This is a genomic window from Sessilibacter corallicola, assembly GCF_021290925.1.
Classification (GTDB): Bacteria; Pseudomonadota; Gammaproteobacteria; order Pseudomonadales; family Cellvibrionaceae; genus Sessilibacter; species Sessilibacter corallicola.
Genome location: NZ_JAJSLX010000003.1, coordinates 232,568 through 246,325, shown reverse-complemented (window position 1 = coordinate 246,325; position 13,758 = coordinate 232,568). Strand labels below are relative to the sequence as shown.

The 13,758-nt window shown below is 42.5% G+C and carries 13 protein-coding genes; 4 read left to right on the top strand and 9 right to left on the bottom strand.

Features of this window, described 5'->3' with window-relative positions; all coding sequences use genetic code 11:
* Nucleotides 1-6 precede the first annotated feature (6 nt).
* Together LU361_RS15425 and LU361_RS15420 are read right to left on the bottom strand one after the other, a co-directional pair.
* Complete coding sequence (locus tag LU361_RS15425; protein ID WP_233089782.1) at nt 7-840, bottom strand: substrate-binding periplasmic protein; 834 nt, start codon at nt 838-840, stop codon at nt 7-9.
* 12 nt (nt 841-852) lie between these two features.
* Complete coding sequence (locus LU361_RS15420) at nt 853-3,204, bottom strand: ATP-binding protein (RefSeq protein ID WP_233089781.1); 2,352 nt, start codon at nt 3,202-3,204, stop codon at nt 853-855.
* A gap of 223 nt (nt 3,205-3,427) precedes the next feature.
* On the opposite strand from LU361_RS15420, the gene ggt reads away from it, so the two are divergent.
* Nucleotides 3,428-5,140 carry a gamma-glutamyltransferase gene (gene ggt, locus LU361_RS15415; protein WP_233089780.1) on the top strand — a complete coding sequence of 571 codons (1,713 nt, stop codon included), beginning with the start codon at nt 3,428-3,430 and terminating at the stop codon, nt 5,138-5,140.
* Nucleotides 5,141-5,263: 123 nt separating this feature from the next.
* Nucleotides 5,264-5,716, top strand: coding sequence for a RidA family protein (locus tag LU361_RS15410; protein ID WP_233089779.1), 453 nt, complete (start codon nt 5,264-5,266; stop codon nt 5,714-5,716).
* A gap of 177 nt (nt 5,717-5,893) precedes the next feature.
* Here LU361_RS15410 and fdxA read toward each other — a convergent pair whose 3' ends face one another.
* The 6 genes from fdxA to LU361_RS15380 all read right to left on the bottom strand — a co-directional run bounded on the left by fdxA (nt 5,894) and on the right by LU361_RS15380 (nt 10,180).
* Complete coding sequence (gene fdxA, locus LU361_RS15405) at nt 5,894-6,217, bottom strand: ferredoxin FdxA (RefSeq protein WP_233089778.1); 324 nt, start codon at nt 6,215-6,217, stop codon at nt 5,894-5,896.
* Between the two features lie 28 nt (nt 6,218-6,245).
* Entirely contained in the window at nt 6,246-7,019 is a 774-nt protein-coding gene (locus LU361_RS15400; protein ID WP_233089777.1) for a ferredoxin--NADP reductase, read from the bottom strand.
* A 320-nt stretch (nt 7,020-7,339) separates the two neighbouring features.
* The gene (locus LU361_RS15395; protein ID WP_233089776.1) at nt 7,340-7,780 is read right to left on the bottom strand and encodes a hotdog fold domain-containing protein; all 441 of its coding nucleotides are present in this window, start codon (nt 7,778-7,780) and stop codon (nt 7,340-7,342) included.
* A 38-nt stretch (nt 7,781-7,818) separates the two neighbouring features.
* The gene (locus LU361_RS15390) at nt 7,819-8,235 is read right to left on the bottom strand and encodes a MarR family winged helix-turn-helix transcriptional regulator (RefSeq protein ID WP_233089775.1); all 417 of its coding nucleotides are present in this window, start codon (nt 8,233-8,235) and stop codon (nt 7,819-7,821) included.
* Nucleotides 8,236-8,334: 99 nt separating this feature from the next.
* Nucleotides 8,335-9,219 carry a LysR substrate-binding domain-containing protein gene (locus tag LU361_RS15385; RefSeq protein WP_233089774.1) on the bottom strand — a complete coding sequence of 295 codons (885 nt, stop codon included), beginning with the start codon at nt 9,217-9,219 and terminating at the stop codon, nt 8,335-8,337.
* A gap of 25 nt (nt 9,220-9,244) precedes the next feature.
* Nucleotides 9,245-10,180, bottom strand: coding sequence for an acyl-CoA dehydrogenase family protein (locus LU361_RS15380; RefSeq protein WP_233089773.1), 936 nt, complete (start codon nt 10,178-10,180; stop codon nt 9,245-9,247).
* 532 nt (nt 10,181-10,712) lie between these two features.
* Here LU361_RS15380 and LU361_RS15375 point away from each other — a divergent pair.
* Together LU361_RS15375 and LU361_RS15370 are read left to right on the top strand one after the other, a co-directional pair.
* Entirely contained in the window at nt 10,713-12,989 is a 2,277-nt protein-coding gene (locus LU361_RS15375) for a molybdopterin-dependent oxidoreductase (protein ID WP_233089772.1), read from the top strand.
* A gap of 45 nt (nt 12,990-13,034) precedes the next feature.
* Nucleotides 13,035-13,217, top strand: a complete 183-nt coding sequence (locus tag LU361_RS15370) for an alpha/beta fold hydrolase (protein ID WP_233089771.1) — start codon at nt 13,035-13,037, stop codon at nt 13,215-13,217.
* Between the two features lie 12 nt (nt 13,218-13,229).
* Here LU361_RS15370 and LU361_RS15365 read toward each other — a convergent pair whose 3' ends face one another.
* Complete coding sequence (locus LU361_RS15365) at nt 13,230-13,751, bottom strand: hypothetical protein (RefSeq protein ID WP_233089770.1); 522 nt, start codon at nt 13,749-13,751, stop codon at nt 13,230-13,232.
* Nucleotides 13,752-13,758 lie beyond the last annotated feature (7 nt).

Sequence of the window (13,758 nt, the reverse complement as noted above, 5' to 3'; positions counted from 1 at the left end):
AATCATTTATTGGGTCGGATGAATCGTCATCTCGATATCATCCGACCACAAACTGTAAAAACCTTCCAAATCGTTAAAACGGTTTGAAAAAATTTCTCTGTGCACGCCTTGTTCTTTTAATTTAGCGTCGGCTAACTTAGCCTTTTCTATTAATTCTGGGTCGGTTCCTTGACTAAAGGCGAGGTACAAACCCGATATTTCATCCGCCAGTTTGAACGCGGGTGTTATCAGTTCACAATCAACGTTTATTCTTCGGCACATAGGTAAAATGCCACTGTCGCTGGCAACAAACAAATCAATTCTACCCAGCAATAATTTTTTAATGTTTTGTTCCGAGCTGTTGACTGGTTCAACACTGTGAATGTTTTTATCCAACAGGTATTCATGCATTGCGTAGTAATTAACGACGCCTATTTTATAATTTCGGGCATCGGCTAGTGTTTCCATTTTTATGTCTGTGCGTGTTTTTAAGCGATACAAATAATATTGAATTGGCAATAGCTCACCGACCCAGTGAAACTGATCTTCACGAGTGGGTGTGCGAGCCATAGGGTAGATCATGGTATTGGGATGCGTCTGTACTTTTAGGTACGATCTTCGCCAAGGAAGAATGTGCAGTTGATAGTCGATACCAGCTTCTTCCAACAGCAATTTTACGAAACGACTGGCTTCACCACCGGAAGGATTATTCACAGTAGGAGAGGTGATGGGTAAGTTTTCGGTAAAAACCATTACCGGTTCATTGGCAGTAACCTCGTACGAGGCAATACATTGATAACAACTTATTATCAAAGCTAAAAAAACGTTTTTACTGTAACGCAGCCGTGTATTAAGTATCACTGTTGTTGCTCCTCAAGCGTTTTTTCTCAAACGTTGCTCCTCAAGCAAAGCAACCACATTCGAAAAGGTTGTTTCCGCTATTTTTTCAAGTTCCTTGTGCAGTTGCGTTAACTGAGAAAATTCCGCTTCTTTTGCACTGTTTTCAAATCGTGTTGATGCCTTGCATAAAGCCGTAAAACCGAAATTAGCCGACAGACCCGCCAGGGCGTGGGCGTGCGTCTCTGCCATAGTTCGATCAACTTTTGACAAGTAATCTTTTATCGTCGCCATTCTCTCTTTGGCTGAACAAATGGCTTCTTCGTAAAGCGTGGTACAGCGGTCCAAACCGAGTGCGTTTTTATGCTCGCCAATAAGCGTGCTGTCTAAATTAGCCGCCAGATTATTTTCCACCGATTTTGTCTGCCGTAAATCGATATCCAGCAACTGAGCCATGATATTGCGCAGCTTATTGGCATCAAGCGGTTTACTGATAACCGAATCCATACCCGCATCCAAACATGTTTGCTGCTTTTCCTTTGACGGATGCGCAGTAATGCCGATGACAGCAGTGGCTTCAATGAGCGGATTAGCGCGTATTGCCCGAGTGGCCTCAAGGCCATCCATAATCGGCATGTTTAAATCCATCAGCACTAAATCGATGGGGTGTTGCTGCAAAATCTCTAGAGCTTCGCTGCCATTGTTGGCGATCAATACTCGGTGGTTATCACGCTCCAACTGACCTTTGAGTAGTTTTTGATTAATCGCAATGTCATCGACAACCAAAATATTTAACGCGGGAAGATCCACTTCATTACAGATAACTTCCTGGTGTTCTTCGCTGTGTTCAGCCGCCTCAAATTCGAGTTCAAAGAAAAAAGAACTGCCCAAATCTTTTTCACTTTGAATGTTAATACAACCGCCTTGTTGTTCGACAATCTGTTGGCAAATGGCCAAACCAAGACCACTGCCACCATAGCGACGGCTGATAGAGGAACTGGCTTGAGTAAAGGGTTCAAAAATTTTCTTTTGATCATCTTTGTTAATGCCAATACCGGTATCGCGAATCTCAAACTGCAAACGATAGTGACTGGTAGCTGCGGCATCAACGTGATTACTGCAACGCACCAAAACGCAAATTTCACCGTTACTGGTGAACTTAATGGCGTTAGTAATCAGATTTAATAACACTTGGCGAAGCTTTTCTGGATCGCCAGTAATAAATTGCGGAACCTGATCATCCATATTAATGCTGAGCAGATTTTGTCTTTTTTCTGCCGAGGCAGAAAGGAGAAATACAATGCCGTTAACCAGGAGGTACAAATCAAATGCCCGCTGCTCGAATTCCAGCGTTGTGCTTTCGTATTTGGAATAATCCAATACGCTATTGAGTAAGCTCAACAAGGAGTTACTGGAATCCAAAATAGCTCTGATGTATTCCCGCTCTTTTTCGGGATCTAGGTTATTGTCAGTAAGTCCCTTATCCAAAAGATTGGTCATTCCGATAATACCGTTCATTGGCGTTCTTACTTCGTGGCTCATCATGGCCAAAAAATCCGACTTCGCCTGGCTTGCTTCTAATGCTGAATTCTTTTCTTTATCTAACTCTTTATTTTTCTCGTCCAATTGCTGAGTGCGTTGATCAACCAGTCGCTCTAAATTGTTATTGGTTTCAACAATTTGCTTATGTTGTTGCTCAATAATGTCGAGATGATTGTTAAACGCGCTCAGTAACATGCCAAATTCATCGTGCCGGTGGTTGTCATCAATGGGAATTCGGCGTTCTTTCTCTTTACTGGTAATGTTATTACTGGCAGCGACAATGGATTTGGTTAAGGTGAAATAAAACAGTGCGATCAGAGCTAGCGCTAATATAAAATTTTTAAAAATACCCGAAATCAACACCACACTGGCTCGCCGGATAAAATGTTCAGCACTGGTGGCGGGATCAATTGTAACCAACAGTCGGCCAACCCAAGGATCGGTCAGCGAAGATCCCGTCAGCTCGGTTTCGATCTGTTTGGGCGGGCCAAATAACCAACGAGACACAAGGCTGACCTCGTGATCGTATTCTTTGGCGGCGCTGCCGAGCGTGTTTTCAAAATTATCTTCAATTAACGCCTCGATAATTGCCGGGTTACTCACCAAACCACGTGCAATCTGTTGAGCGCCGTTATCATCCAGATTGTAAGCCGCGTGATAGGCGGTGCGATTTGCCGTAATCAGAATGTCGTCAACCGAGCTTTTAACTTCTTCGTTCAAAGAGAAATAATCAAAAGCAATCTGAAAGCTGCTGAAAACAACGCCAATCAAAAATGCGGTGATAACGGTGTTTTTCGCTTGCTGATAGGACAGACTTTTACGAACTGGAAATGGGTGTAAAGACATGTTTCGCCTTCAATAAGTCGCGTGTGTGCGATTTGCTGTGAGTGCCAATTGGGTTTATTGAGCCAATAATAGCCCGCCCAGACATCGAAAACAGGCTTATTAATAATCCATTAACAATTTGTAGCACTCATAGACCTCGCTTTAAATGTGCGGTTACAGGGCATCGGTATATTTGGTGACATAAGAAATTAGCCTGAAGATCCAGGCCAAGAGGTTAGGTATTATGTTGCGTAAAATGTTGTCGTTGTTGTTGATTGTGTATTGCTCGGTTAGCTGGTCAGAACCGGCGGCAATCATCGATCATCAAAGTATTTTTCATCCGGTAGTTGGTCAAAAGGGCATGGTTTCGTCGCAGGAGGCCTTGGCTACCCAAGTGGGCCTAGATATTTTGCGCCAGGGCGGCAATGCCGTTGACTCCGCCGTTGCCGTTGGCTTTGCCTTAGCGGTAACCCTGCCCAAGGCTGGTAATTTGGGCGGCGGCGGCTTTATGTTGCTGCATTTGGCAGAAGAACAAAAAACCATTGCAATTGATTACCGAGAAATGGCGCCACTGGCGGCCAGTCGCGATATGTTCATTGCCAGTGACGGCAACGTAAATACTGACCTTGCCCGCAAAAGCTTTCGCTCAGCGGGTGTGCCAGGTACAGTTGCAGGATTGCTCCACGCCCTTGGCAAATACGGCACCATGACGCCTGCTGAGGTGATTGCTCCCGCCATTAAACTGGCTGATCAAGGCTTTGTTTTAAGCCACGAACTCGCCGATGAACTGAAAAGTCGTCGCAACCAGCTGTCACGTTCAAAAGCCGGAAAAGCCATCTTCTTTAAAGCCGACGGCTCAGCTTATAAGGCCGGAGAGCGGTTTGTTCAGAAAGATCTGGCTTGGTCACTCAAACAAATTGCTAAACACGGCTCCAAGGCATTTTATGAAGGCGCCATTGCCAAAAAAATCGTTAAGGATTCAAAACGAAACGGCGGCATTATCACGAAAGAAGACATGGCCAATTACGTCGTTAAAGAACGTGAGCCTGTGCGCAGCAATTATCGCAATGTCGAGGTGGTCTCTATGCCGCCACCGAGTTCTGGCGGTATTCATGTCATACAAATGCTGAACATTCTCGAAAACTACGACCTTGCCGCTATGGGTCACAACAGCAGCGACTATTTGCACGTGCTCGCGGAATCCATGAAGTACGCTTACGCCGATCGCAGTGAATACCTTGGCGATCCCGATTTTGTAGACGTTCCTTTGACGTTATTGAGTGACAAAGCCTATGGCAAACGTCTGGCAGAGCGAATTAATCCGAATCAGGCGCGTCCCTCAGATGAGATTAAGCCAGGAGCAGACATTCCTTACGAAAGCCACGACACCACGCATTACTCCATTGCCGACAGTCACGGTAATGTGGTTTCGAACACCTACACACTCAATTTTAGTTATGGCTCGGGCATTGTCGTTGCCGGTGCGGGTTTCTTATTAAACAACGAGATGGACGATTTCTCGGCCAAACCTGGATCACCCAACGCCTTTGGTTTACTCGGTGGCAGTGCTAATGCCATTGAAGCTCGAAAACGTCCATTAAGTTCCATGACGCCAACGCTGGTGTTTAAAGACGGCCACCCTTATTTGGTGGTGGGTAGCCCCGGTGGCAGCAAGATCATTAACGTTGTCTTGCAGCAGATTCTCAACGTGGTGGATCACGGCATGAACATAGCTGAGGCGTCGTCCGTACCGAGAATTCATCACCAGTGGTATCCCGATGTATTGAACGTTGAGCGCGGCATCAGCCCAGACACGCTAAAACTGCTGGAGCACAAAGGTCACGCTCTTGAGCAAACTCGCGTGCTTGGAAGTACTCAGTCGATCATGATTGACAACAATCTACTTTACGGCGCGTCAGATCCGCGTCGTCCGGGCGCCAAAACCTTAGCGCATTAAATCTGGTCTTGATCCGACGATTGTCTTTTTAAACTCTATTGTGCAATGAGTTTGCCTTTCGCACCTAAAGCTTAAAGCTTTCAGGTGCTTTTTTATTCTTTTGTAATCATCAAAGGTGTTGTTATGACAACGTGTTTAACCGAAAAATTAAAAGAACTTGGCTATGACTATGAGCCTGCTGGTCTAAAAGTTCACGGCTTTCATCAAGCTGTTCGCACGGGTAATTTAATTTTCACCTCCGGGCAGGTGTCCGCGTTAGGTGACGTTAAATTCCAGGGTAAAGTAGGCCAAGAGGTGGATCTAGAAACCGCGTATAAAGCCGCCGAACTTTGCGCTTATCGTTGTCTACAAGCGGTTGGAGCCATCGACGACGTCAACAAAATCAAACGAGTGGTGAAAGTACTCGGTATGGTTAACGTGGCTGAAGGTTTCCACAACACCTCAGGTGTGATCAATGGTGCAACCGACTTCTTCAATAAATTGTTTGACGATAATCACGCGCGTTCTGCTGTAGGTATGGTGATTCCGAACGATTGGGCAGTAGAAGTTGAAATAGTGGTTGAAATGGAAGACTAGTATTTTTATTTGTTAGGCAACTGCTTATACAGACGACCGCTTATATAGACGACCATTTATACAGACGACCACTGGGCGAACTGACTTTTTAATTTAATATAATTAAAAAATTATTCGTATTTTTGTGGTCGTCATTATTTTATTTTCTTTACCAAGAAAACATAGAATTCATAATTCTTATTTTTCTAAATGTTGCAGCTTGTTGGGAATACCATCCCATTCGGCCGCATCCGGCAACGACGCTTTTTTCTCGTTTATCACCGGCCAATGAGATGCCAGCTCTGCATTGAGTGAAATAAAGTGTTGTTGATGTTCAGGAACCTCGTCTTCCGAGAAAATTGCCTCGGCAGGGCACTCGGGTTCGCAAAGGGCACAATCAATGCATTCTTCGGGGTCAATCACTAAAAAGTTAGGCCCTTCGTAAAAGCAATCAACCGGACAAACTTCAACACAATCGGTGTATTTGCATTTAATACAATTTTCCGTAACAACGAATGTCATCTATAAGCTTCCTATAATTTATTATGAGTTACTGCTCTACAAATGCCCGCTCGATGACATAATCGGCCGGGTCTCCCGTGTGCTTGGAAGCCACAAACCCTAAATTATCCAGAATGTTGCAAGTATCTTGTAACATGCTCGGGCTGCCGCATATCATGGCTCGATCAGTGTTAGGGTTAAGTTGAGGAAGACCAATATCGGAGCAAAGTTTGCCGCTGGTAATCAAGTCGGTTAAGCGGCCGCTGTTTTGAAAGGGTTCCCGAGTTACGGTGGGGTAGTAAATGAGTTTTTCTGAAATTTCTTCGGCCAGGTATTCATGATTGGGTAACTCTTTCAGAATATGATCTTTATAAGCAAGCTCGCTTACATACCGTACTCCGTGCACAAGAATAACTTTTTCGAATCGTTCATAGATTTCCGGATCTTTAATGACACTCATAAACGGTGCTAAACCGGTGCCGGTAGAAAACAAATATAGGTTTTTAGCCGGGGTTAAGTCACCCACCACCAGCGTTCCCACCGGTTTTTTACTGATAATAATTTCATCGCCTTCTTTTAAATGTTGCAAGCGAGAGGTCAGTGGACCATCAGGCACCTTAATACTTAAAAATTCCAGATGCTCTTCGTAATTCGGACTGGCAATACTGTAAGCTCGCATCAAAGGTTTTCCCTCAACCTGCAAGCCAATCATAACAAAGTGCCCGTTATGAAACTTTAATCCTGGGTCACGTGTTGTTTTAAAACTAAATAACGTATCGTTCCAATGTTTAACACTGACGACGGTTTCGGTGTTAAATGCCATAAAGGACTCCTTCAATAAACGGGTAATCGCATGTCTTTAACTGCTTATCTGTAAATGAAAATTGCAATTTAAGCAGCACTATTTTTAATGCAGTTATTATATCTATAAAAATTAGGCGCTAAATTTAGTATTTATTTACGACAGTTAATCTGTCATTAATTCATATTTAATGAATCGCATTGATTAACGTTTATTGGAGATCACTTTTCTAATACTGCTAAGAAACTAAGAGGCGAACCAACAAAATCAACAACAAAAAAGCCGCTCCATTTAGCATAGAGCGGCTTTTAAAATACCAATATGTGATGTAAATGTAACAATCAGCCAGATTTAACGTTCATGGTAATATCTGCGCAAAATACTTTCGTACCGTCGGTATCAAAGGCACCTACATGAACAATAACTTCACCTGGCTGAGAAAAATCGACATCGGCAGCATCACAAATAACTTTTAAATCCGTTTTAGCTTTCGCCAAATACTGAACCGTCATGCCTTGCGGAATCCAACGTGAGCCGCTGGGAATAGAAACGTCTGTGGTCATTCCACCGGCTAATTCTGCTGCGCTACACATTGCAATTGCGTGTATTGTGTTGAGGTGATTGTGTACTTTCTTTTGGTTTTTAAGGTGTACTTCGCAATAACCGGGTTTTAATTCAACTACCTGAGGATCAATCGTTGCAAAATACGGGGCAACTTGCCCAACGCCTTGAGAAAATACCTCAGACCCCATTTGATTGAACATTGCTAGAAATTGGCTCATATTAACTACCTTTTTACGCTTCCCGTAGAAAACGTAAATTATTTAAATTCTCTGATAACGTTATTAAGAAATCGGGTAACAATATCGATTTCTTTGTCGGTAAAGTTTGCTGTTAATTTGTCATTGAGTTCACCCACCAGTGGGAAAATCTCTGGAAGTTTTAAACGGCCTTTCTCTGATAAATAAAGCATTGAGGCTCTTCCGTCTTCGGCACAGGCTTTTCGTTCAATAAGACCATTTTTTTTCATGCGATTGATAAGCCCAGTTACCGCAGATTGGTTAAGTCCAGTTGCGTTTGCGAGCGCTTTTTGCTGGCAACCTTCATTTTTTGCGATAAACATCAGCGCGGCTGACTGAGTGACAGTCAACCCAAGCCTGTTTTCGCATTCTAGATCTGCAAATTTGAACATGCGGTGTTGCGCTGCATTAATCAGAGTGAATAGCCGTTTTTCCATTATCAATTCTCAACAAACTTTATGTGCTTTATGGATAAAGTTTATATGTGAAGTATATACAGATTCAAGTATTAAAATATCCTCCTTTAAAGTTAGGGTTTAGAGTGTATCGAACAGAGACTTAAGCCACTTATACAGGGCATTAATTTGATCGGGATTAGCACGGTTATGCGGTGCCACAAGCCAATAAGAATAATCTGTGCTCATGGGATTTGTATTTAGAAAGACCAAACGTTGATTGTCCACCAAATGATTAACCACGGGCTTTAGGCCAATACCAAGGCCAAGGCCTTCTTCGGTTGCACGGATAACTGACAAGTACGAGTCACAGACAATTTTTTTGCTGGGCTCCACATGAGTTAACAGATCTTGCCAATCGCTTAAATCCTCAAAAACAGAGAGCAACGTATGCTGTTCAAGGTCTTCTTGTGTGAGTAAACAGTCTGGATTTAACGCGTGTTGCTGTAAATATTGAGGGCTGCATATTAATCTAGGTTCTACATCAATGATAAATCGACAATCCAAACCGGGCCAATTTCCGGTACCAAATCTCAGTGCGGCATCAATGGGTTCACTTTCAAAATCAATAATTTTATTGCCGGTGGTGATCCGCAAATCGATACCAGGAGAGTACTGGCTAAAATACGGATAATTCGGTATGAGTAACTCCTGTGCCGCAAATATGGGGGCGTTTAACTGCAAAGTAGGGTGCCGGTATTTCCGCTCAAAGTGACGATAGCCATTAACGTGGGTTTTAATAATTTTTTCTACGTATTGATAATAAAACTGACCGGCATCCGTTAAGCGGAGTTTTCTTGTGCTTCTATCAAACAGTGAAACACCAAGATATTCTTCTAGAATTTTTATTTGTTGACTCACCGCCGATGGCGAAACACACAATTCTTCTGATGCTTCTTTAAAATTCAATAATCTTGCCGCTGCTTCAAACACCGGCAGCCATTGTATGGGTGGTGGTTTTTGCATTATATTTCCGCTTTATAAAATCTTATTATTGTGCTGTTTTCATTAACGCTTTGGCCCTTTCTGTTCTTTTTCGTCTCGTATACTCAGCAATTTTTAAAATGGCTTTATCTCGCAACCAAGCCGTGTATTCCGGCGGTTGAGAACGTTGCCAATGCTCTTCAATTTGTTCGATGAGCTGTTTAAAGTTATAAATTACTGCGTCTAACTCAAGGTGCGTAGCAGCTGCGGTTAAATCTGAAGAGCTAATGGATTGAAGGCGTATCTTCAAATCAGTAATGTTTACATTTATACCTTGTGGCCAAGGGTTGCGATTAACCACTGAAAAAAGGTATCCCAACAGAGCACTGATCACATGAACATCTTCGTAAGTGCGAAAGGGCTTTACATAGTTGGTGTAAGCATCGCCCTTGAGCACATTATCTGGCGTAATTGGTACGTTTTTAAAATGCGCAAAGCCTTGTTTGATATCAGAAATCATCGGAAGAGGCGGTTGAGTCTGTATGGTTACCCCTTCAAGATCAGAACGAATATGAAGTATTTTAAAAGAAGAGCGTTGGTCTTCTGAAAGCTCGCGTTTACTGATTTTCGCAAGCACGTATAACTCGTCAACTTGATCTGCCAACATCACAAAATGTTTGACTCCATTAAGAGTGCCACTGTCAACATTGTAGATTGTTTGAATATTTCTTGGATGAGCGTTGCCATTTTCCGTTATTGAAAGTGACACTAACTCATTGCGTTGGTTACCAAACAAAGACTTAACCGCATTCTGATACCCAGCGCAGAACGCATAACCCACACTGTGAGCGTAATAGCCACCAATAAATGAACACTGAATGCTGGTTGAATTGAAGTATTGGCTTAAAGTCGTCAGCCAAGCAGCGGGTTGCTCTTGTAGTGACAGTTTATTCAGTGACTTGCTTGACGTAATTAACGTCATTAAATTTTGGTAATCAGACATTATTCTCTCACCATTCCCGCATTCAATCAGAACGGTTAGTTGACGCATTTGATGGCTTATTCCAAGCCGTTCGGTACCATCAGATACACACTTTCAGCGACCAAATCCCGTGTCATCTTGATTGCCTCAGCGTAACCCTCTACTGGCCTCTAGGACGCGGATTAAGCGCGATACAGCAATCATTGGCAATATACTTTGTATGTGAACTACAATACTTCACATACAAACTATCGTCAACAGACTATGCTATTTCGATAGGTTAAGCATTTCTTAACCAATGATTAGTTTTAATGATTTGCGAAAGCAACGGCGTATCCCTTAATTTTTTGATTCAAGAAACGCCCTAGCTGATAAAAATCAGGCACCTAATACCGTCATTACTCGGAGTTTGTTTAGGTTGTCTTAATCTTAAAAATCGGCGCCAGCGACCAAAATTAATAAACACCGTAATCGATAAACACTGTAATCAATAAACACAATAGTCGATAAACACAATAGTCGATAAACACAATAAAAATTTCTGAGGTAATCAATGAATGCGAAAGCGGCCACCAGCGCAAACACCCATTCTTCAGCGTGTATTTTATGTTCGAGAAATTGCGGCATTACCATTGATGTTGACGAAGGCAAATTCGCTAAAATCAAGGGTGATCCTAAACACCCCATGACCAAAGGTTATATTTGTCAAAAAGCCGCTCGATTAGATCACTATCAAAATCACGCAGACCGTCTTACTCATCCGTTAAAGAAAACACCAAATGGCTCGTTTGAAAAAATAAGTTGGGATCAAGCGCTTTCAGAAATTGCTGAGAAATTATTAAGAATAAAGGCAGATTTCGGTGGCGACGCATTTGCGTTTGTCGGTGGAGGAGGCCAGGGAAATCATTTAGGTGGCGCATTTGGTCAGCAAATTCTAAGAGCCATGGGGAGCCGGTATCGTTATACATCATTAGCTCAAGAAAAAACCATGGACTTCTGGATAAATGGCAGAATGTTCGGTGACCAACGAATTCATTGTACCGAAGATGTCGAACACGCCGACTACGTTATTTTTATTGGCTGTAACCCATTCCAAGCTCACGGTATTCCCAACGCCCGCGATACGTTAAAACACATCAAAAAAGATTCATCACGCACAATGGTGGTGGTAGACCCCCGAGTATCTGAAACCGCCAAAATGGCGGATATTCACTTGCAGGTAAAACCGGGTATGGACGCCTATTTAATGTCGGCAATACTCGCGATTATCGTACAAGAAAATTTGCACGATACCGAGTTTTTATCAAAGCACTGCACCGGTTTTGACGCTTTAGAAGCTGAACTGCAAAAAATACCCATTGCCGATCATATTGAAAAAGCAGACGTGCCAATGGCGTTGGTTCAAACCGTGGCTCGTGATTTTGCCGCCGCCGAAAGAGGCTGCGTTAGAATTGATTTGGGTTTACAGCAATCGTTGCATTCAACCCTCACAGGTTATCTTGAAAAATTACTTTACTTAGTGACCGGCAATTTTGGTCGCCCAGGTGTGAATAATCTTCACACCCTTTTTATTCCATTGCTCGGTAATACTGATGAACGCAAAAAAGATTTAAAACTCACGGCTCATCATAAAATGTTACCCATCTCAGGAATGTATCCTCCGAATATTCTTCCTGACGAAATTGAACACCAAGGCGATGATCGAATACGATCGGTATGGGTTGATTCAAGTAATCCCGTTGTAACTATGGCAGACTCAAAGGCATACACAAGAGCATTCGAAAAGTTAGATCTTCTTGTGGTTGTTGACGTGGCCATGACTGAAACAGCCCGACTGGCCGACTATATTCTGCCTGCGGCATCGCAATTTGAAAAAGGCGAAGCCACAGGGTTTAACGCTGAATTCCCCGAGAATTTCTTTCACTTTCGTCACGGCTTTTTAGATCCCATAGGGGAGTGCTTGACGGAGCCTGAAATTTATACTCGGTTACTGATAAAAATGCGTATATTGCCAAAGAGATTTCCGGTTTTAGAGAAAGCTGCTAAGTATGGCTCCGTTGCTGGTTATCAACCTTTTTTGATGGCATTGATGCTAACCGTGCAAGCCAACAAAAAATTAGCACCTTATGGTGCATCAATACTTCATCAAACATTGGGTAAAGCATTACCCAAAAGCGCGCAATCTGCAGCCTTATTACTGCCTTTAGCGTTAGACTACGCAAGCAAACACGCAGAAGCTGTCAAACGATGCGGCATTAACGGAAACAAATTTACGCTTGGCGGTAATTTATTTAACAAAATAATCACCAGCAAATCTGGAACCATCATCAGCAAACATGAATTCAAAGACTTATGGCATTTTATAAAAAATAAAGACAAAAAAATTCATCTCAAAATTGACCGAGCACTTGATGAATTAAGAAACTTAAAAAATGCTAAAGATTTAATGGATGGTTATCCGTTCATCCTAATGGCAGGGGAGAGACGAGCCTACAACGCAAACCAAATATTTCGCAACCCACAATGGCGAAAAATAGATAAACACGGAGCACTCCGAATTCATCCTCAAGACGCAGAAAAACTCGACCTTTGTGAAGGCGATACTGTCCGAGTGATGTCAAAAAATGGTCAACAGGATGTGATTATTGATATCGATGACTCAGTGAGAATTGGCATGGTAACCTTGCCACACGGTTATGGAAACAAATACAAAGGTGAGCAAAATGGACCTGCGCTAAATGAATTAACCTTGGGGAACCATTGCGATCCATTCACCAAAACGCCTTATCATAAATACGTTCCGGTGAAACTGGAAAAAGTACCGGCGTGATAATTGAGAGCAGCTATCAGCACATTAAGTTTGTAGTTTCCGACATTGGTAATTCATGGTGACGACGATGAATACGGCTCCATTGCTTTTCCTGAATTCATCTCGTCACGCACCAATGGCGAAGCCAGCATGTTAATTATAGAAGAGTGCGGTCATGTACCGCACAGAGAAAAACCGAAAGAATTAATTCGAGCAGTTAAACGCTTTGTTAATAAGCAAGCCCTTTAGGAAAGTTGAAAGTTAATGTCCATCAATAACTTCAAAAGTACCATTCATTATTAATCGTACAACAACAGATTGACTAGTGTTATTTTTCCAGTACCAACCGTGTGTTCCTTCAAAAGGTGTGGTAAAACTACCTTGCATGGTGTGAGCGGTTGCTATGGCGTAGCTTTCGAAATAACCGGTTGTATCTCCTTTAGGCTCCCCATGTAAATCGAAGTACAAAGGGGTACCGTTCGTTACCCATTCATAGTTTAATTTATCATGTTGATTCATGTTAACTTTGTATTCGATGCCTCTGTTCGCTGGAACAGTAATTTCTACTACTTTTTCAACGTATGAATTCGATGATACTTCTGAACCTGTATCATTCGTTTTATTGGTTAAAGTAAGCTGAGTTAAACCTAATCGCTGACCAATTCCGGTAGGATCAACACCGTATTCGGCGGGCAAAACAAATAACACCAATATTGCTACAGCGACAGTAATTGCCACTACTGTCGATTTTATTAATTGCGATAAACTCGTTAACTGTTCCATTACTTGT

Excerpts from the sequence above, each read along its gene's own strand:
- LU361_RS15365 (WP_233089770.1), bottom strand. The coding sequence starts at position 13,751 with ATGGAACAGTTAACGAGTTTATCGCAATTAATAAAATCGACAGTAGTG.
- LU361_RS15385 (WP_233089774.1), bottom strand. The coding sequence starts at position 9,219 with ATGCAAAAACCACCACCCATACAATGGCTGCCGGTGTTTGAAGCAGCG.
- LU361_RS15395 (WP_233089776.1), bottom strand. The coding sequence starts at position 7,780 with ATGAGCCAATTTCTAGCAATGTTCAATCAAATGGGGTCTGAGGTATTT.
- fdxA (WP_233089778.1), bottom strand. The coding sequence starts at position 6,217 with ATGACATTCGTTGTTACGGAAAATTGTATTAAATGCAAATACACCGAT.
- ggt (WP_233089780.1), top strand. The coding sequence starts at position 3,428 with ATGTTGCGTAAAATGTTGTCGTTGTTGTTGATTGTGTATTGCTCGGTT.
- LU361_RS15400 (WP_233089777.1), bottom strand. The coding sequence starts at position 7,019 with ATGGCATTTAACACCGAAACCGTCGTCAGTGTTAAACATTGGAACGAT.
- LU361_RS15375 (WP_233089772.1), top strand. The coding sequence starts at position 10,713 with ATGAATGCGAAAGCGGCCACCAGCGCAAACACCCATTCTTCAGCGTGT.
- LU361_RS15410 (WP_233089779.1), top strand. The coding sequence starts at position 5,264 with ATGACAACGTGTTTAACCGAAAAATTAAAAGAACTTGGCTATGACTAT.
- LU361_RS15380 (WP_233089773.1), bottom strand. The coding sequence starts at position 10,180 with ATGTCTGATTACCAAAATTTAATGACGTTAATTACGTCAAGCAAGTCA.
- LU361_RS15420 (WP_233089781.1), bottom strand. The coding sequence starts at position 3,204 with ATGTCTTTACACCCATTTCCAGTTCGTAAAAGTCTGTCCTATCAGCAA.
- LU361_RS15390 (WP_233089775.1), bottom strand. The coding sequence starts at position 8,235 with ATGGAAAAACGGCTATTCACTCTGATTAATGCAGCGCAACACCGCATG.